At 34.2% G+C, this 21474-nt stretch carries 12 protein-coding genes; 4 read left to right on the forward strand and 8 right to left on the reverse strand.

The window, feature by feature from the left end; translation table 11 throughout:
• Positions 1–20: 20 nt before the first annotated feature.
• From AC8GF4_RS05405 to AC8GF4_RS05420, 4 genes are all read right to left on the reverse strand, one after another.
• Positions 21–2027 carry a beta-mannosidase gene (locus tag AC8GF4_RS05405; RefSeq protein ID WP_506593201.1) on the reverse strand — a complete coding sequence of 669 codons (2007 nt, stop codon included), beginning with the start codon at positions 2025–2027 and terminating at the stop codon, positions 21–23.
• Between the two features lie 402 nt (positions 2028–2429).
• Positions 2430–3944, reverse strand: coding sequence for a SusD/RagB family nutrient-binding outer membrane lipoprotein (locus AC8GF4_RS05410; RefSeq protein WP_506593203.1), 1515 nt, complete (start codon positions 3942–3944; stop codon positions 2430–2432).
• Positions 3945–3960: 16 nt separating this feature from the next.
• Positions 3961–7050 carry a SusC/RagA family TonB-linked outer membrane protein gene (locus AC8GF4_RS05415; protein ID WP_506593204.1) on the reverse strand — a complete coding sequence of 1030 codons (3090 nt, stop codon included), beginning with the start codon at positions 7048–7050 and terminating at the stop codon, positions 3961–3963.
• A gap of 476 nt (positions 7051–7526) precedes the next feature.
• Entirely contained in the window at positions 7527–8537 is a 1011-nt protein-coding gene (locus AC8GF4_RS05420) for a LacI family DNA-binding transcriptional regulator (RefSeq protein ID WP_506593206.1), read from the reverse strand.
• A 356-nt stretch (positions 8538–8893) separates the two neighbouring features.
• On the opposite strand from AC8GF4_RS05420, the gene AC8GF4_RS05425 reads away from it, so the two are divergent.
• From AC8GF4_RS05425 to AC8GF4_RS05435, 3 genes are all read left to right on the forward strand, one after another.
• Positions 8894–11014 carry a glycoside hydrolase family 97 protein gene (locus AC8GF4_RS05425; protein ID WP_506593207.1) on the forward strand — a complete coding sequence of 707 codons (2121 nt, stop codon included), beginning with the start codon at positions 8894–8896 and terminating at the stop codon, positions 11012–11014.
• 1004 nt (positions 11015–12018) lie between these two features.
• Positions 12019–12270: a hypothetical protein gene (locus tag AC8GF4_RS05430; RefSeq protein WP_506593208.1), complete on the forward strand. Its 252-nt coding sequence runs from the start codon at positions 12019–12021 to the stop codon at positions 12268–12270.
• 158 nt (positions 12271–12428) lie between these two features.
• Positions 12429–13121, forward strand: coding sequence for a carboxylesterase family protein (locus AC8GF4_RS05435; RefSeq protein ID WP_506593209.1), 693 nt, complete (start codon positions 12429–12431; stop codon positions 13119–13121).
• Positions 13122–13149: 28 nt separating this feature from the next.
• On the opposite strand, the gene hisS is transcribed toward AC8GF4_RS05435, so the two are convergent.
• Positions 13150–14799 carry a histidine--tRNA ligase gene (hisS, locus tag AC8GF4_RS05440; protein WP_506593210.1) on the reverse strand — a complete coding sequence of 550 codons (1650 nt, stop codon included), beginning with the start codon at positions 14797–14799 and terminating at the stop codon, positions 13150–13152.
• Positions 14800–15508: 709 nt separating this feature from the next.
• Here hisS and AC8GF4_RS05445 point away from each other — a divergent pair.
• On the forward strand, positions 15509–16753 hold the full coding sequence (locus AC8GF4_RS05445; RefSeq protein WP_506593211.1) for an ABC transporter permease: 1245 nt from the start codon (positions 15509–15511) through the stop codon (positions 16751–16753).
• A 720-nt stretch (positions 16754–17473) separates the two neighbouring features.
• On the opposite strand, the gene AC8GF4_RS05450 is transcribed toward AC8GF4_RS05445, so the two are convergent.
• From AC8GF4_RS05450 to AC8GF4_RS05460, 3 genes are all read right to left on the reverse strand, one after another.
• Positions 17474–19714, reverse strand: coding sequence for an ATP-binding response regulator (locus tag AC8GF4_RS05450; RefSeq protein ID WP_506593212.1), 2241 nt, complete (start codon positions 19712–19714; stop codon positions 17474–17476).
• A gap of 204 nt (positions 19715–19918) precedes the next feature.
• Complete coding sequence (gene prmC / locus AC8GF4_RS05455) at positions 19919–20776, reverse strand: peptide chain release factor N(5)-glutamine methyltransferase (protein ID WP_506593213.1); 858 nt, start codon at positions 20774–20776, stop codon at positions 19919–19921.
• Between the two features lie 13 nt (positions 20777–20789).
• Entirely contained in the window at positions 20790–21290 is a 501-nt protein-coding gene (locus AC8GF4_RS05460) for a GNAT family N-acetyltransferase (protein ID WP_506593214.1), read from the reverse strand.
• Positions 21291–21474 lie beyond the last annotated feature (184 nt).

A 21474-nucleotide genomic window follows, 5' to 3' on the forward strand; every position in this document is an offset into this window, starting at 1 on the left:
CTATTTATTAAGATTACATTCTATTTATTCCTGTTTAAAACGTCATACAAAGAGGTAATCGTGATTTTTGGTTTTGAAATCGGACTTTCGATAACAATGGTCTTTTGTTGTCCTGCTTTCAAATCAAAATAGTTGTCACTCAATCTTCCGGTATATCCTTTAATGTCGACCCAAACGTATTTAGCGTCTTTATTGGCCTTAAGAACTATTTTTTTTCCAATCACTTTAAACGTGATATCAGGATTTTCCAGCTTCAAATTTATAGGGCGTGTCAAATCGACTACGGGTTTCGCATCGTCTCTGTAGGCTTCTTTCACGGCATACCAAGCCGCTTTTGGCTGACGGTTGTAATAATCCGTAATACTCCAACTTGCCACAGGCCAACAATCATTGAGTTGCCACAAAATGGTTCCCATATTGTAGGGTGCTTTTGAACGGTGGATTCCTATTATGTTTTTAAAAGAATAATATTGCAGGCACTGTGTGAGATAGGTATAATCTTTTACAGACCACGTTTTGACATTTGTTGTGTCTTTGAAATAGCGTTGCAAATACGAATTCAGTTTATTAAAACCTTTACCCGCTTTTTGATGCGCTTTCAAAACATCCGAATACAAATGTCTGTCTTCTTCAATTGTAATTTTCTCGGTGGTAGAATAATTCGGCATTGCCTGCATTCCGTATTCACTTACAAAACGACCTGTTTTCTTTTGGGTAACTTCAATATCTTCAAGTCCCCACCAAGTTCCCCAATAATGGCTGTCACCTTCGGTAATGCTTTGTGGTTTTCCCCAACCAAATAGAGGTGAACTGCTTACATAAGGACGATGTGTGTCTACTTCTTTTACCCATTTTGGGATACTGTCCTGAAACAATCTCTTGTAATCATTCCATAATCGAATAGAATCCTTTTGATTCATTTTAAATGTTTTTTGCCATCCCCAATTTTTGAAAGCTTCATCAATTTCATTGTTACCGCACCAAACCACAATCGATGGATGGTGACGCAAACGCTTCACTTGGTATTTTACTTCTTCTCTTACATTATCAAAGAAATGTTTATCGCCTGGAACCATTGTACCGGCAAACATAAAATCCTGCCATACATAAATTTCATTTTTATCGCACAAATCATAGAAATAATCACTCTCATAAATTCCGCCTCCCCAAACTCTAAGCATGTTCATATTAGCCTCTTTGGCAGTGGCAATTACTTTGTCATATTCTGCATGGGTCACTCTAGAAAGAAATGCATCCGATGGAATATAATTTGCTCCTTTCATGTAAACGGCCTTATCATCTATTTTGAAATAAAATGATTTTCCAACGCTATCGGCATCTTGTACCAATTCGTATTTATGTGGTCCTTTATATTCCTTCTCCCCTTTTTTCTCATTGAAAGCTTCCAATCTAACCGCTTTCCAAATTCCGCAAGTAGTGAATTTTGGCCCCCAATCCCAACCAAAATGATACTGGGCTTTACGTGCATACGCTCTAGGGTTGTCTGGAATGACATAAGGAAAATCTTTTTGGGCAAGAGAATCGACTACATTTTGAGCGGATTTAAAAACTACTCTCAATTCATTTTTTCCCTCTTTTAAATAGGGTTTCACATCAGCACTCCACTGACGGAACATATTGTCGGTTTTCAAAACTTGCATATCGTTCAAATAAACCGTTGCATAGGTATCTAAACCATCAAAAACCAAAAGATTATTTTTCTTGTCCAATACTTTTTGTTCAACTTCAAAAGTGGTTTTGTATTCCCAATCCTTTTTTTCTATCCAAACCAATTTTTTCTCGTTGTCACGATAAAAAGGATCCGGTATTAATTTGTTTTTCAACAAATCGGTATGAACTTCACCGGGAACTTTTGCAGGATTCCAATCGTTTTTACCAATTTGATGGAATTGCCAGTCTTTATTAATTTCAATCGAAATATTATGATTATTGGAACATCCGCTTAAGAAAACGATAACCAACAATAAAGATCCCAAAAGAATGGAGTTTGATTTTCTTAGATTCATTTTTTATTTCTTAATTTATAAACTAAACCAATGCTTTTTATTTCGCTCTAATTTAATGTTTTATAGAATTTGATTTCCATGTGTACTCTTTTTATTAAAAAAAAATAGTAGTAATAGTTTCAATAATTCAGTTTGAAACAATTTAATAATTTCAATAAATAATTGATAGATAATCGTTTTGATTTTAAAACCCAGCCTCTAAAAACACCAAGCTAGTTTATTAACTGCATTTATTACTTGTTTCAGCAATGTAACCATTGCGAAAAAACCAATAAAAGACTTTAATTCTGCTGTTCTAATTAGATTCTTTTCTTTTAGTGAAATTCAAAACTTTTATAAAAACAAGCCGGGAAAACAAACACTTCCCGACTTGCTTAAAACCATCATACCATGAAGGACGATTTATTTATCCCACCAAATTCTAGTTGTCATTAAATCTAAACCCTGACGTTGAACTGCTTCTTTATAATTAGCTGCATTTGTTATCAGTTCCGATTGATCGTAAATTAATCTTCTTGGAATAGTACCGCCAGTTTCTCCTGCAGGATCATTGACAGGAACCAAAACAGGATATCCTGTTCTTCTCCACTCAGAATAAGCTTCAAAACCGTTAAACAACAAAACAATCCACTTTTGCGTTATAATTTGTTCCAGTTTAGCAGCATTTGTACCAGTAGCGTTAAAAGGATGAGCAGCAATATAAGTGTTGTATTCTAATGTTGTAACCGCTGGCACTTTGTCACCGAAAATAGTAAGGATTTGCATTGCTGCTTTTACCCCATCTTCATAGTGTTGTTGTGCTGTTCCCGAAACATTCCACCCTTTTAGCGTAGCTTCTGCCAACAAAAATTCTACTTCGGCATACGACATAATTAATGTAGGAGCATCCAATCGCAATACGGTAGAAGTGTTTGGGTCTGAGAAAAGTTTTTTATTTCCACCTGGAAATTCTTTTGCATCATTGGCAAGCCCTTGTTGGTTTGCAGGATTGTTGTCTCCTGTGTCTTCCAATTTGGCATAAATTCTCAAACGAGGGTCATTGTTGTTTTTCAATAAATCGATGAAAGTTTTGCTGAATTTTGTATTTCCATCACCTCCACTCAAATCATTCCTTACCCACGAAGAAGTAATTGGATTTGTTTTAACTCCTTGAGGATTCGCTTCGTGTTTCAACACAAGGCTATCATCATTGGAACTAAAAACACCTTTGGCGAAAGCTTTTTCTACAAACTGTTTCGATTTTGCAGAATCAACTTTGGACAAACGCATAGCTACTCTTAACATTAATGAGTTGGCTAATTTTTTCCATTTTACCACATCGCTTTGGTAAAACAAATCGGCATTACCCGCAAAACCTTTATTGGCATCTAAAGCATCTCCGGCTTCATCCAACTCTTTTAAAAGGTCGTTGTAAATTGCCTGTTGCGTATCGTATTTTGGACCAAAAACATTTCCATTATATCCTTTACCTGCTTCAAAATAAGGAATTTCCCCATAAGTATCAGTCAATTTTTGAAACATAAAAACTTTCATGATTCTACAAGCCTGAATCATATTCGAATTTTCTGGCGTATCAGGCAAAACCGACATCAACTGAAAAATTTGGTTCAGTCCCTTGCCATACGATTCTCCAAACAAAGAACCTGAATACTCAGAGGAATAGGTATATTTTGAACCTGGCCCACCCAATGAGGAAAAATGCTGAACCATTTGAGCTGCATAAGCATTGTTGGCTCTCGTATTGGAATAATCCTGTCCGTCCACATAAATTTCGGCTAACGTAAACATAGATTTCACCGCTGGTTTCGATAAAGCATTTGGATTCGTATTCAAGTCTTCGAATCCGCTATCACATGAAGTCAATGTCATTGCACTAACAATTGCGATACAAAATAGTTTTATATATTTATTTTTCATCTTTCAATTTTTATGATTAGAATTTGACATTAAGCGTTAAACCATAGTTTCTAGTCAAAGGCATCGAGGCTCTCTCAAGACCTTGAGCATTACTATTGGAATAATTTGACTCCGGGTCGATATTTGATGTTGCACTATAAATTGTCCATAAATTATGGGCAGACAATGCTAAGCTAATTGATTGAAATGGCGAATTTGTCATGTATGATTTTGGAAAATTATAGTTTAAAGAAATAGCTCTAAGCTTAACAAAATCAGCATCATATACAAAATTTGATGTCACGTCACTATAACTTCTCCAATAATCGTAAGCCGAAACTTGTTTATTTACAGGATTTCCAGTAGGATCGGTACCTGTTACAGCAATTCCTCCTTCACGACCGGGAAGTGTACTATCTGATAATCCCCAACGTGTTCCCAACTGGTTTGTGGCAGAATAAATTTCTCCTCCAAATTTAGCATCCACAAAAACGGAAAGTGTGAAATTTTTATAGGTAAAATCATTTGTAAGACCCATTGATGTTGGAGCTACACCTTGTCCGGCTATAATTAAATTACCTCTCATGAATTTACCATTAGAACCAATCACGACATTTCCTTTGGCATCTCTTAAATAATCATACGCTTTGATTACTCCAAAAGGCTGTCCTTTCTCTAAAACTACTGAAGCTCTTGAATCTCTATTTCCTTCTAAAGATTTTGTTTTTATTTGATCTGACAGGTTGATTACTTCACTATCATTGTAAGCGAAATTATAACCAACATTCCAAGTAAAATTATCTGTTCTAACTGCTTTTGCATTAATGGCAAACTCAACCCCTTGGTTTAAGATTTCACCCACATTAATTTTGGTTGTTCTATAACCGGAAGCTTGAGAAATATCCGCATCGGTAATATCATTGGTAGTTCTCTTTCTATAAAAAGTTAAGTCTGTACTAATTCTGTTATTTAAGAATGTATTTTCAAAACCAAATTCGATTGTGCTCACATTATATGGTTTTAAATTCTTGTTAGGAACAGTTTCTCCATTCACTCCCAAAATTGGTTGACCCAATGAATCTGTTTGTCCATCTGGTGCAGAATATGTAAGTGATAAAGCATAAGCGTCTGGCAATGCTCCTCCTACGTTACCCCAACCTGCTCTAAACTTACCATAAGACATCCATTCCGGTAAATCGATAACTTCAGAGTAAACAAAACTCGAGCTAACAGAAGGATAAAAAGTACTGTTGTTTGAAGGGTCCAAAGTAGAGAACCAATCTTCACGACCTGTTAAATTAAGAAATAAATAATTTTTGTATCCTAAATCAGCTGAATAGAAAAGAGAGTTTACTTCACTTTCAGAATACAATACCTCTGATTTGTCTGGCATCGTGTTTCCATAAAAATATTCAAATGGAACGATAAAGTTGTTTCCTTTTATTTTAAGCCCACTGAATCTGTTGTGTTGACGGTTTGCCCCAACATAAGCATCCAATGAAAGATCTTTAGCTAAATTTCCTTTATACCCTAAAAAAGCAGATCCGTTTACCTCTGAGCGATTCTCATTCCTAGTTTCAATAGATCCTCCAGGGTTATAGTTGATTCCTGTTGGTTCAACTTCGGTGTACTCATAGCCGATATTATCTACTCCAATTACCGCTTTAGCATATACATTCGTTGTAATATTATAATTTAGCTTTGCAGAACCAATAAAACGTTTTCTATTATCATTGTTTAAATCTTCGGCAGTAGCAAAATAAGGATTCGTTTGATACACGTTGGCACCCAAATAATCCGACTCACCTCCATCTGCATCGTATGGATTACTCAACCATCTGATGTCTGTTCCGGGACTCATGAATGTAACAGGAAAAGAAGCATTTCTTGGAGAGTCATTCAAATAAGGTCTATTATGACTTTTTTCAGTAATATATTGTGCATTCGCTTCCACACTTATTTTTTCATTTGGAGTTGAATTCAAACTCAAAGCAAAGTTATTTCTACCGAAATCTGTTCCCGGCAAGATTGATTCGTCTTTGGTGTTTCCGAATGATAATCTGAAATTAGTTGTATCACTTCCTCCAGATACCGCTAAAGTATTGGTAAAGGAATATCCAGTTCTATAAAAATTATCAACATTATCTTTGCCATAAGCAGTATATGGTCGTTTCTGTCCATCAATAGATAAAGAATTTGTTCCGTCATACTTATCGCCCCAGGCAAAATAATAACTATCTCTAAGCTCTTGTAAATCAGCAAATCTTGTAGGGACACCATTCACAGGCGCTCCCGCTCCATATTGATCTTGCCATTTCAAAAGATTTATAGGAGTATTAAAGGTAGAGTTCGTGCTGAAATCTACTCCAATTCCCTTACCCGCTTTTCCTTTTTTGGTTGTAATCAAGATAACACCATTTGAACCTCTATACCCATAAAGTGCAGAGGCCGCACTACCTTTCAATACTGATATTGTGGCAATATCATCTGGGTTGAACGAAGACATACCATCTCCTTTATCTGCTCCACCCCACATTCCTGCATTTCCTTGTTGACTGTTATCAATAGGAATACCATCTACAACGTATAAAGGTTGATTAAGTCCCGAAGCCGAAGTAGCGCCACGTATTACAACACGACTGGAACCAGATGGACCTGTAACGGGAGCCGAAACATTTACACCTGCAATTTTTCCCTGAAGTGCATTACCCAAGTTAATCTCTTTGGTTTTTGTTAAGTCATCACCTTTAATTTCACCAACGGCATATCCTAAACTTTTTCTTTGTTTTTTTACCCCAAATGAGGTAACTACTACATCTTTCAAACTCTCAATAGATTGAACTAAAATAACTGATATTTTAGAATCATCCATAGTAACCTTTAAAGCTTGTGGGACATAACCAATAGAAGAAATTGACAGCGTTACATCTTGTTGTGGAACTTTAATTTCAAATTTCCCTTCTGCATCTGTAATGACGCTAATTGATTTTCCCTTAACCGTAATAGTAGCAGCACTTATTACTTTGTTTTCTGCATCCATAACCACTCCTGATACTGGTCGGTTTTGTGCTACCGCACTAAAGCTCCCCAACAATACCAGTCCTATAACCAATAATATGTGTTTCATAAGTTTTTGTTTTTCATAAGTTTTATTTTTCAAGTTTTTTTTACTGTTTTTCATAAGGTTTCTAATTCATAATGGTTAGTTTTTGGTTAATATTTATATAAAGAATAGCTTGTGTTTTCAATCAACCTATTCCTAATTTTTAGCTGAATTTTAATTTGATTAACAGAATCTCTGTGTTTTTTTTAATGAATTTTAATTATCATTATTTTTTTGCTAAATCGATTTAGTAAAAATTGTAAAAAAATAGGTTTTGACAGCTATTCTTTGTGCTAAATTATCTTTGAACATTTCATTTTTTCCTTGTTTTGTTTATAACAATTTACATAAAACATAAACTTGTATTTTTAACAGTCCATTTCACAATATTCATGATAATTTTAACATCATTAACACAATAAGCCCACCTTATTCAATATATTTTCAATAACCTTAAACAATTGCTAAATCGATTTAGTAAAAACTTTAAAAAAATAGCATTATATAGATTCCCGTTCTACAAAATTTCCTTTGAGTATTACGTTTTCAACTTTTACTTGATTTCCAGTTGTCATTTGACTTACAAGCATATCGATTGCTTTTTTAGCCATAGCCTCTATGGGCTGGGCAACAATCGAAATGGAAGGCGTATGCAATCTGAAACTATCATGATCATCAAAACTAATTACTGAAATATCTCTAGGTATCACAATTCCCAATTGACGAAAAGCCTGCAAACCGCAAAGACCTAAATAATTGGACAAAAACAACAATCCGTCAATCTCAGGATGCAGTTTTAAAAATTCTGCAATCAATCTTATTTTATCGTTCTCACTATTGTGAAAATCCATTCTTAGTACAAGAGATTTGTCATAAACATTATTCTCTTTTAATGCATCTGCATATCCTGACTCTCTTAATTCCATTTGAATCATTCCAGAGTTAACATTGACAACGCCAATATTACGACGACCTGCGTTAATCATTTTTTTTGTTGCAGAATACGCCCCTTCATAATTATCCATTACAACACTGCTTACCAATTGACCTGGAAAATACCTATCAATCATTACAACGGGTACTCGCATTTTCAGAAGATTGTCAATGCTCTTTTCTAGATTTTTAGTTGGCGCAATAATAAAGCCATCGACATTAGCCTGCAATAAACTATCTACCAGTTCCTCTGCACGTTGATCATCTCCACTTGTACTACAATAAAAAACCCTGTAATTCAAATTTCGTGCTTCATCTTCCACCACCTTTGCTAAATCAGCAAAAAACTGATTCGAAATATCTTCAATTATTAAACCTATTGATCTTGTTTCACCTGTTCTAAGACTACTCGCAATCATATTGGGTTTGTAACTCAACCCTTTGGCAACAAGCAAAACCTTATCTATAACTGCTGTGCTGATTCCCATTTTTGGACCAATATTATTTAACACAAATGAAACCGTAGAAACCGAAACCTCAGCTTTCTGCGCAATATCTTTCATCGTGATTTTTTTCATAATTGGCTTAGTTTTATCTTATTTAACTTTTCCTTAGCGTAGCAAATATAAAAAAATTATTTTACTAAATCGATTTAGCAATTATTTTTTTTTAAATAATTTAACTTTTAATTTACAAAGAACTCTTCAACTTATCGAATACCGCATAAACATTGATGTTAATTAAATAATGGATTAAATTTTCTAAAAATATTTTTATTTATGCTAAAGCATTTTTTTTAATACATTTGCTAAATCGATTTAGTAAAATAGCTTTTTAGACCAAAAAAGAGTCCTTTAGTAATTAATTCTAATGCATGAAATCTAAAAAACAAGCCCCAAAAAAAATTTAAATATCATTCTAATACTATCAACACATGAAAAATAATTTCTTAGTCTGCTTCTGTTTTATTGTCTTTATTTCAATAGCAAATGCACAAGATTTAAAATCACCCAGTGGCAACTTAAATTTGACTTTCAAATTGAATGCTAATGGAGCTCCCATCTACTCGCTACGCTATAAAAAAAAGACTGTAATTAAAGAAAGTAAAATGGGGTTTGTTGTAAAGCCCAATATTCCATTTAATGAAAATTTTGAAATAACAGAGACCACATTCCAAACACAAAACAATACTTGGGAGCCTGTTTTGGGAGAGCAAAAGACAATAAAAAATCATAACAACGAAATGAAAATCGCACTTACCCAAAACAATAGCAATAGAAAAATGATACTATATTTCCGCTTATTTGATGATGGATTAGGCTTTCGCTACGAATTTCCAATACAAGATAATCTCCGCCATTTTATTATACAGGAAGAAACAAGCGAATTTAATTTGGAAGGAGACCATAAAGCATTTTGGTTACCTGGTGATTATGACACCAATGAATACAAATACACTACTTCTAAAATTTCTGAAATTCCCAAACTTATAAAAGTGGCTTTAAATGAATCCTTGGCAGCACAGTCACCCATAAAAAATTTGGCCGTTCAAACCCCTCTGATGATGAAAACCAGAGAAGGACTTTATATTAACATTCACGAAGCTTCGTTGAGTAATTATCCTGCTATGTCCCTCAATATTGATGACAAATCATTTGGAGCCAGCTCACATCTCACTCCTGATGCGGTTGGAAACAAAGGATATATCCAAACAGGAACTTATACCCCCTGGCGAACCATTGTTGTGAGTGATGATGCCCGCGACATACTAGCCTCAAAACTCATATTGAACTTGAATGAACCGTGTTCTTTTGATGATACTTCGTGGATAAAACCAATTAAATATATTGGAGTTTGGTGGGAGTATTTCATAGGAAGAGGTGCTACATGGGCATACTCAAATGATCAGGATATTGTCATTGGAAAAACCGATTTTTATAAGTTAAAACCAAATGGGACCCATGGTGCAAACACAAAACATATAAAGGAATATATTGATTTCGCAGCTGCAAATGGGTTTGATGCTGTACTAGTCGAAGGTTGGAATGAAGGCTGGGAAGATAATACTGCCTTCAAAAAAGAACGTATCTACAGTTTCACAAAACCCTATCCCGATTTTGACGTAAAGGAATTAAACAAATACGCAGTACAAAATGGTGTCAAAATAATCATGCATCACGAAACCACTTCGTCAACATCTGAATACGAAAGACAGTTAGACGATGCATTCCGTTTTATGGATGACAATAACTATAATGCCGTAAAAACAGGGTATGTAGGCCCTATTATCCCCAGAGGCGAACATCATGACGGACAAATGATGGTCAACCACTATACTTATGTGGCTCAAGAAGCTGCAAAACATCATATCATGGTTAATTCACACGAAGCGGTTAGACCCACAGGATTAAACCGAACTTACCCTAATTGGTTTGCACAGGAATCAGCACGTGGAACAGAATTTGAATCTTTTGGAGGGAATAACCCAGATCATACTACAATTTTGCCTTTCACTCGATTGATGGGAGGACCAATGGATTATACGCCCGGAATTTTCCAAGGAGATTTGTCAGTTTACGGAACAATGAAAAACAAATTAAGTTCAACTCTTACCAAACAATTAGCACTCTATGTAACGATGTACAGCCCCTTGCAAATGGCAGCAGACTTACCTGAAAATTACAAACGGTTTGATGATGCCTTTCAATTTATAAAAGATGTAGCTTTGGATTGGGACAACACCTACATACTTGAAGCAGAACCGGGAGATTATATTACTATTGCCCGAAAAGCAAAAAACAAAAACGAATGGTTTATAGGCGGAATTACAGACGAAAATTCAAGAACTGCAATAATTGATTTTAGTTTTTTACCTGTCGGAAAACCGTATGAAGCCACCATCTATGAGGACGGAAAAGGAGCCCATTATCTTGACAACCCACAATCCTACAACATTCGAAAAGTAATTATCAACAGCAAAACTATATTGGAACAACACTTAGCAGCTAGTGGAGGTGTGGCTATTTCGATAAAAGAGAAATTAAAAACAAAGTAAAACACAAACCATCTTATAAGATATCAAAGCCTACATTCCTATCTAAAAAAAAGCATCTTAATTTTTACAATTAAGATGCTTTTTTTACAATAATTTCTAGTACTGAAAAGCGATGTACAAAAAAAACATCCTATAGAATCATTTAAGCACCTATAAATTTAAAAACTAAAAAAGTGAGCTTTTAAGGAATGACTATTTAGTGACCCACCTTAATTTCACTGGAAAGTGCAGGGCAAATTACTTCTTCTAGAGATGGTCAATTACCAAATATAAAAGAAATTGAATTATGCCAAATAATATTTACTCCAGAAGAGAAGTACCGATTCAAATCATGACCTAGTTGTATAAGTGGAACAAATTCTCAATCAAAAGGCCCTTAAATAAATAAATTATTAATTGCTTTATAAACTGCTAACAATAGTCTTTTTTTAAAATTTAAAGACGACTTTGGAAAATAATAAGTTTATTAATACTAACGATAATTAACATTAGATATTTCTAGAAATATTAAGTAAACGCTCTTAATGTTCTACAAAAAAGTTCGACATTTGTTCGGGCGGGGCTACAAAAAACAAACCCTTAAACATCAATTGTTTAAGGGTTTGTTATTGGAATTGTGTTTTGAAAATACTGCTTTCAAAAACTCTCCAGTGAGAAATGGAGTGAGGAATTTCATAAAATTGGGATGCGAACATTAAGCGGAAAAGACACAAGTAGCATCTAATCATCATCTTACATCCTCTAAAATTCTCCCAACTATTATGATTTCGAAAGCTGACGGAGAGGATCACGTTAAAAAAACACTCTTTTAGTACACCATCCGTTGGATGCGAGGAAAGAATTTTTAGTATCCTTTATACAATTATCAAAGATTTTGTGTTTACATCAAATCAAAATAGTATTTTCGGCAAGTAATATTATAAAGTAAAGACGGAGATTTACAATACAACAAAATGGGACTCAATAAGAGAATGTCAAACACCAAAAAAGAGCAATAGAACAATATGGATATAGTCAAATTTAAAATCACGTCTAAAACGATAAAAGTAGAAGTTCGCAATTCAAATAATTATGTTTTTAATTTCAATACAGCCTTAGAAATAGAAAAAGAAGATAGAGACGTTTTATTGAAACTGTACAATGCATTAGACCTACTTTTCAAGAAAGAAAATGCTAGTGAAGTAAAAAATTACATCTCGCCCAATCAAACCAATATATTAGACCAGATTGCTGCCGTTGACGATTTAGACCAGTAAAGATTTTAAACAAAAAAAAAGATAGGCTTTTCAAGAGAAAGCAAATAAAATATACTATTTATTCATTAGTTTTTTACCATTAAAAAACCAAAAAAATTGGCGTCATTAATTATAAAAAGGTAATTTGCACATCCATCAAAAAAAACAACTCCGAATAAATGCGCCTTCCTATTTTTCTTTACTTATTTATTTTTTGCATCATTCCTTCAGCTCAAGCACAATTAAAAGCGATTACCGATCAAACTGACTACCCATTTTGGATCAATCTGCCCAATCAAGAGGTTTTGGATAAAAAAGCGCCCATCATTTTATTTTTACACGGAAAAAGTCTGTCTGGCACTAGTTTGGATCGAGTAAAACGGTACGGCGTACTAAGAGCTATCGAAAGAGGAAAAGAAATTCCCGCCATCGTTATTGCGCCTCAAGTAGCTCACGGTGCTTGGGATCCAGACAAACTCTTGAAACTTCTGGAATATGTGCAAAACAATTACAATACCGATTTGTCGCGCGTTTATGTATGCGGCATGAGTTTAGGAGGCTACGGAACTTTTGATTTTGCTGGAAAATACCCCGACAAAATCACAGCGGCAGTCGCCATTTGCGGAAGCGGAAATCCAAAAGACGCTTACAATCTGGCAACGGTTCCTTTGTGGGTTATTCACGGAAACAAAGATTTTATCGTTCCAATTTCGGAATCCAAAAAAATGGTCAAAGCCATACAGACTTGCAATCCCGATGCTAATCTCACCTTTACAATTGTCAAAGGCGGTAATCACAGCAGTGTAGAAAATTATTTTAGAGAAGATAAAATTTATACTTGGATGCTAAGTCAGTTTAAATTAATTCCATAAAAAAAGGCTGCAATTGCAGCCTTTTTATTTATTTTAGAATCTCTTTTAATTCCTCAAGTCCTACTTTTTTCTGCTCTCCAGAAACCAAATCTTTCAAACTATATTGATTGTCCTTCATTTCTTCCTCACCTACAATTACCGCATAGGGAATAAATCGCTTGTCGGCGTGCTGAAATTGCTTGGCCACTTTGGCATTGTCAGGATACAATTCGACTTTAATTCCGGCAGCACGTAATTCCTTAATGGCTTTCATCGAATAAAAGGCTTCTTTTTCGCCATAATTGATGAACAACGCTTTGGAAGTAGATGTTACTGCTTCTGGGAACAATCCTAACTCTTCAACAACTAAATAGATTCGGTCAAGTCCAAAAGAGATTCCTACTCCACTCATGTTTTTCAATCCAAAAATACCGGTCAAATCATCATAGCGACCACCGCCACCGATGGAACCCATGGCAACTGTTTTGGGAGCAGCCACTTCAAAAATAGCGCCTGTATAATAATTCAATCCTCGGGCTAGTGTTACATCCAAATCCAAACTGGCAGTTGACAATCCTAGATTGGTAACATTGTCACAAATAAAACGAAGCTCTTCTACTCCTTTCATTCCTTCGGCTGAGGATGAAAGTAAAACAGACAATTTCTCGATTTTCTCAGAAATGGTTCCCGTAAAATTGAATAGCGGTTGTACTTTGGCAATCGCTTCTTCGGAAATTCCTTTTTCGATCATTTCTTTCTTTACACCGTCTTCGCCTATTTTGTCGAGTTTGTCCAAAGCAACTGTAAAGTCAATCAGTTTATCGGATGCGCCAATGACTTCGGCAATACCAGAAAGTATTTTTCGGTTGTTGATTTTAATCGTTACTACCGCAAGACCCAAAGCGGTAAAAACCGAATCGTACAATTGCACCAACTCTACTTCTTGCCAAAGCGATTTTGATCCAACCACATCGGCATCGCACTGAAAAAATTCTCTGAAACGCCCTTTCTGCGGACGGTCGGCACGCCAAACCGGTTGAATTTGGTATCTTTTGAATGGGAATTCAATTTCGTTTTGGTGTTGCACTACGTAACGCGCAAACGGAACGGTTAAGTCATAACGCAAGGCTTTTTCGGAAATATAACCCGTTAAATATTTATACTTTAATTCATAATAAAAATCTGCAAAGATGATTTTGACAAAAACATCTAGTTCTGAGTCTGATTTTGAAAGTAAATCATATTTTTCAAGTCTTTTCATTATTAAATAAAAAACATCATCTAATAATTCAATTTCTGATATTGATGCATCTTTAAAAAAGTGTAAATTTTTACTTTTTAAGTGTGCTAAAAGATTTTTTTTGTACAATACATCATAATCTTTCATATCAAAAGATTCATTTCTCTTTTGTAAATAATCTCTATGATATATTATAGAAAAACGTATAAATTCAACAAGTGTCTCATTAAATTTAGAAATATATTCCCCTGAGTTCAATATTTTGAAAATCAATCGGTCGCCTTCTTCTCCGTATTTTCCCATTAAGGTTTCGGAGTTTTCAAAGGAGGGTGTTTCTATAGGTTGGAATCCAAATTTTTCGAAATTGCTTTTTATGATTTGGATAATGTATTGTCTTTTTGCCACCTCAGCAGGTGAAAAATCTCTGGTTCCTTTTGGAATACTCGGTTTTGATGCCATTGTTTTAATTTAGAATTTTAGATTTAAGTAAAACTTTCTTAATCGAAAACGAAATCCTTTAAATCATTCTGCAAATATCTTACTTTTAAAATAATTCCGTTTGAAAAATTTGTGATTTAATTTAATAGGACAGTCCACAAAGTGTCCCAAATATTTTTTTTGCCACAGATTACACAGATTCTCACAGATTTCTTTAATCTCACGTATAAAATCTGTGAGAATCTGTATAATCTGTGGCCAATTTTATCGGTTTAGTATTAATCACGTATACTCATACTGATTTAATGTTTCTTTAACAACGGTATGCCCTGATCTATTTTGTGAACACAAATTATACTTCATAATGGGACACAGATTAGACAGATTAGACAGATTAGACAGATTAGACAGATTAGACAGATTGGTACTGATTCTTTGGGTGTAAACTAAAACTTAGGATAAGAAATACACATAAATCTTTAAGGCTGGATATGGATTAACTAATTTTTATCTGTGTAAATCCGTTAAATCTGTGACATCTGTGTTCTATTACATAATTTAGGTTCAACGACGGAATGCCCTAGCCCAGATAGTAGTGGAAATCCTCCTGAGCCGAGGTTCGGCTCAGGAGATTGAAACGAATAGCTGGAATTAGCTCCTAAAAAAATATTTAGAGGAATTTCTCAAAAGGAAATTGTAACAAAAATTGTATTTTCGAGTCAAATAAAACATGATGCTAAAACTATTCAAAGAAAATATCCGAATTGCATTTGGTTCGATCCGAACTCAATTGCTACGAACCATTTTGACGGTACTGATTATTGCCATTGGTATAACGGCGCTGGTTGGAATTCTGACCGTTGTGTCGGCGCTGGAGAACACGCTCTCCTCCGATTTTGCCTCGATGGGAGCCAATACTTTCAACATTAATCAATACGAAAGCAATTCCCGCAGACGTGGTGGAGGCGAAAGAGAAATCATAAATCCTATTATCTCGTATCCTGAGGCGGTGGCTTTCAAGAACAAATACAATTATCCCTTGACGGAAACATCCCTTTCTTTCACTGCAACATCGATTGCCGAAGTAAAGTATGAAGCTACCAAAACCGATCCTGAAATAAGCGTTCTTGGTGTCGACGAGCACTTTTTGACCAACTCTGGACTTGAAACCAGTTCGGGTAGAAATTTTACCAATTTTGATGTTTCAAACAATACCTATACTTGCGTTGTTGGTTCGGATTTTGAAAAAGGACTCTTAAAAGATATCAATCCTATTGGAAAAACCATATCCATTCGTGGTGCCAAATTCAAGGTTATTGGTGTTTTAAAAGAGAAAGGTTCCACTTTTGGGAACAGTCAGGATTTGCGCGTAATGATTCCAATACAAGTGGCGCGTTCTCTATTTACCGCACCAAACATCAACTATACCATGAGCGTTATGGTTGCCAAAAAAGAATTATTGGACCAAGCCATAGACAACGCCAACAGCACCATGCGTAGAATTCGAAAATTAAGCCCAGTAAAAGACAATAATTTTGCCGTGGTACGAAGTGATGATTTGATCAACAAAATCCTTGGAATCACCAAATATTTAGGCCTTGCTGCATGGCTTATCGGAATCATCACCATCTTGGGTTCGTCTATTGCTTTGATGAATATCATGATTGTTTCAGTAACGGAACGCACCCGAGAAATTGGAGTTCGAAAAGCATTGGGCGCCAAAAAATCAACTATTGCTTTTCAGTTTTTCATAGAGACTTTACTCATTGGTCAAATAGGCGGTTTGGTCGGAATTATTTTCGGAATTCTTATTGGTTATGGGATATCTAATTTAATCGATTTTGATTTCGTGATTCCGTGGGGAGCAATGATTGCAGCATTTGTAGTAAGCTTTTTAGTAGCCCTTATTTCTGGATTGTATCCTGCTATAAAATCGGCAAATCTGGATCCAATTGAAGCGTTGCGATACGAATAGGTTTTTAATTTTTAGCAACAAATACGTTTAAAAACAATAATTTGGGCGTGACCACATTAAGGTTAAGCTTTGTTTTTTCTCGCAAAGACGCAAAGGCGCAAAGTTAAGAGCAGATTTCTTGGCGTCTTCGCGTCTTTGCGAGAGTTATATTTTGAAAAAGCGTAGTGAGAAACCCACAACTTAATGAGTAATTTCATTATACCAAACACATATATAAACTAGTCCAATTATTTATCCTCAACCCAAACTCTCTCCCTAAGACAAACGTATGAGTTGTTTTGCCGCAGATTCGCAGATTTCAAATATAAGTTAATCTATAAATTAGCCGCTTACAGCGGAATTAGCGCGAATTAATTTCTTTAAAATTTTATTTTTTTTAAGGAATAATCTGCGTCCCGATAAATATCGGGAGCGGTTGCTTTTTTTACTATTGCTCTCCAAATTAGAATGGGCCTTTGGACTATATAGTATTTGTGTTTGGTATTACTTGAGAGCTACTAGCGTTCTCTTATTATGTGATTCCTCGTGCCTCGGAATGACAAAAAGCGATGTTTTAGATATGCAATATCGCGTAAGTTTGTCATCTCGACGACGGAGAGATCACACAAGTGACTCGACAATCCCAGTAAAACCTATACTTTTTTTTAAACTTTATGAAATTACCTTCACGCGCAAATCACGTAAAACGAGAAATCTAGTTCAAAAACAAAATTGGACTTTTTAGATTGCAAATTCTAAATCATCTGCTTTCTGTATTTCTTTTGAAAGTACCGAATATAGTTTTTCGATTTCTAGTGGTTTTAGAATTAACCCATTGAAAAAATGAAAATTCTCCTGATCATTTTGGGTCATAACATCGGCAGTTACTGCAAAAATTGGCGTATTTGAATTTTTGTTTGTATTCTCTCTAATATGTTTTGTAGCTTCAAATCCATTCATTTCTGGCATGTGAATATCCATAAGTATCAAATCATATTTTTTACTCTGTACGGTCTCTACCGCCAGTTTACCATTTAAAACATGATCGGTACGAATACCCCATTTTGAAAGTACTTTTTTTAGTAAAAATGCATTTATAGGCGTATCTTCTACGATCAACACCTTTTTATTGTTTAAATTAAAAAGCTTCTCTTCTTTTTCAATAACGATTTCTGTTGCTTTTTTTAATTTTAAAATAAAGAAAAACTCCGAACCTTCTCCTACTTTACTAATAACTTTAATTTCACTTTTGTGAAGTTCCACAAGCATTTTTACAATAGCCAGTCCCAATCCAGTTCCGCCTTGTTTACGAGTTGTAACTGGTTTAATTTGCGAAAAACTCACAAATATATCCGACAAATCTTTTTTAGAAATACCTTCGCCAGAATCTATAACTCTTAACTCTAATAGATCGTGATTCTTTCTTTCTTTTATAATTTTTGCTTTAAACTCTACTTTCCCTTTTTCGGTAAATTTTATGGCATTACTGATAAGATTACCCAAAATCTGAGTGACTTTGGTTTCATCTACTAAATAGGTTTTGTTTTTTAAAATATCATTTTGAAACACAACGTCTATCCCTTTTTCCTTTGCCATTCCTTCATACGTATTGCAGATATTATCGCAAAGTTCTTTGAAATTTGAGGGATACACTTCTAGTTTTGATTTTTTGGAATCCAACTTATTAAAATCCAAAATATCATTTACAATGTTAATAAGATTGTTTGAAGCGAATTGCAGTTTTTTTATCATTTTTCGGCTCTCAACATCAACTTGATTCTCAAGAATTGAAACAATGGTCGTAATTGCATTCAATGGAGTCCTTATTTCGTGACTCATTATAGAAATAAATTTTTGTTTTAACCGAACAGACTCTTCATCGTCCTTGTTTTTTTTGTCAATTAGCGTTTGCCTATCCTTTTGAAGAATTGCCTCTCGATCTAGCGTATTCATTTTATGTATTAGTTCATAATTCTCAATTACTTTAAGCGTTTGAGTATTAATAACCGATTCTTTTTCTTTTATGTATAATTCTAAATATTCTAATGCTTTTAATTTGTAATTACTAAGCTTATGAATTTGATAAAGCAGATAGTAATTCTTTATCTTTATCATAGAAATATTGTATTTTATACTCAGTTCAAGTCCCTCTTTTGTAATCGATTCAGCCTTGTCAAACAAATTTTCTTTTAGATACAATTCACCTAGTTTATTGTAAGCCATTGCTGTACCCATTTTTTCTCCCATTGAAGTATGTATTTTTACAGCTTCAAGAAAATCGGCTTCTGCGTGTTGAAAATCACCATTTTTATAATGCACTTTTCCTCGTCCGTAAATTGCAAAAGCAAAGCCTCGAATATCGTTGGAACGCTTTTTCAAATCCATTGAATATTCAATAATTTGCATCGCCAACTTAACTTTGTTCTTTTTTACCAATAGACCCGAAAGATTATTATATACATTCGATTCTAAATTAATATCATTTATTTTTTTCGCAACTCTTATGGAGCTTTTAAATGACTTAAAGGCATTGTTGGTATCACCAATATACTCATAAATAGTACCTATAGCTTTTTCAACTTTAGATTGATTATAATGGTCTTGATGTTTTTTGTATATTTGGAGTGCATCGATTAGATACATCAATCCCAAATGATAATTATTGGTTTTGTAATGAACACTTCCAATATTATACTTTGCATCGGCAATCCCTTTTTCGTAATTTAATTCCTTGAAAAAATGAATGGCCTCTTCTGATATTTTGTTAGACTTTTCAAAATCACCTACAATCATATGATATAGAGAAAGTAGATTTAAACTTTTTCCAATTAATTTCTTATCTTCTATTGTAGTGCTAATTTGAAGCGCCTCCTCTGCAAGAGCAAAACTTTTGGGTAAATTGTTAACTCGTAAAGTATAAGATTGATCTAATAAAGTAATGATTTGAGCTTTATCAGTTGTAAATAAATTATTGGAACTCATATTAGGTTTATTCTTTTTTGGGGAAAATCTTCGTTCCAAATATATAAATTAAACTTAAACAAAAGAACAAAACTTTACTACTGTGTATTTTAAGTGCAATACTTTAATATCTTTTTTTTTAATTATAAAAACAAGGTCATAGTAAACAAAGCATTTAGCATAAAAACTAGTTTACTCGGATTTAAAATCAAACGCTTTCTATATTCATTCAAGAGAAGCCTTTGTCATCCTGTCATTTCCATAAATATCCTTTCTCAATTCGATATCTTTAAAACCCATCACTTCCAACAAATCAACCATTTCTTTTCCTAAGTACTGATTAATTTCAAAATACAATTGTCCTGAAACAGATAAATTTTTTTGAGCTAATTCGGTTATTTTTTTATAAAAAATCAAAGCGTCATTATCTTCTACAAAAAGGGCCAAATGCGGTTCATTGTCCAAAACATTTTTCTTGATTTCCTGTTTTTCGAGATTTCGAACATAAGGCGGGTTCGAAACAATAATATCAAACTCTTGACCTAAATCCAACGATTCAAGAATATTTTGCCGGATAAATGTAATGCTTACATCATTCTGAATTGCATTTTTTTGGGCGGTTGCCAAAGCATTTTCAGAAACATCAATGGCAAAAACCTGAGCATTAGGAAGGTTTTTAGCCAACGAAATAGCAATGCATCCGCTTCCAGTTCCTATGTCTAAAATTTTTTGATTTTGCCTTTTGCCTTTTGCCTTTTGCTTTTCTAAAATCCAATCTACTAATTCCTCTGTCTCGGGTCTTGGAATCAAAACGTTTTCATTGACCTCAAAATCCAATCCATAAAAACTCGTTTTCCCCAACAAATACTGAATCGGAATTTCCAATTTTAATTGTTCCAAAATCGAATTCCAAGCCTCAATTTCATTCTCAGAAAAACCCAAATCGGGTTGCAAAGCCAAATCAATTCTTTTTAATTTTTGTTTTTCTTCCAATATTAAATAGAAAAAACTCTCCGCTTCGCCTTCACCATACATCGAAGTAAGTTCTTGTATAAAATGCGTTCTGTATTCTTTTATTTTCATTTTTTATGCTATTTTATTCCCCTTCTGGGGTTAGGGGACACAACATCCAAACTGGACAGCTCGTATGGCCTGTGCTTCCCATGGGAGAACAAATGTTTTTGAAACCTACTTTTCTATACAACTTTTGAGCGTCTAGCATAAAAGGCATTGTTTCCAGATAACAGTTGCAGAAACCAAAATCCCTCGCACTTTGCAGACATTGCTCCATCATCTGACTACCAATTCCCTGACCGCGGGTTTCTGGGAGAAAATACATTTTTTGCAATTCACAAAATATTTCGGCTTCATTTGCAAGTGGCGCTATTCCTGCACCGCCAATAATTCTACCTTCACATTCTACTACATAATAAACAGATCGTGGCTTATTATACTCTTCAAACATCAAATCGAGATAGGGATCTTCATAAGCTGTTCCAACTTTTGGAATATCCAATTCGTCAAAAACATCTCGTATCAATTGAGCAACGGCTTGATTGTCTTCTTTTTGTATTTTTCTAATAATCCAATTATCCATATCCTATTATAATGTTAATTCAGTACACAAAAATAACCATTGTAAACGGGAAAACATCCTAATTTTTGAAAACTAATCAAAGCAAACTAATGAATTATTTTTACCGCGGATTCGCAGATAACAATAAAAAAACATTATAATTTAGTCTTTAGTGAAATTTTAATCATAAAACAAAAAATCTAAA

It is taken from the genome of Flavobacterium rarum (SeqCode) (genome assembly GCF_965234445.1).
In the GTDB taxonomy this organism is placed as follows: domain Bacteria; phylum Bacteroidota; class Bacteroidia; order Flavobacteriales; family Flavobacteriaceae; genus Flavobacterium; species Flavobacterium rarum.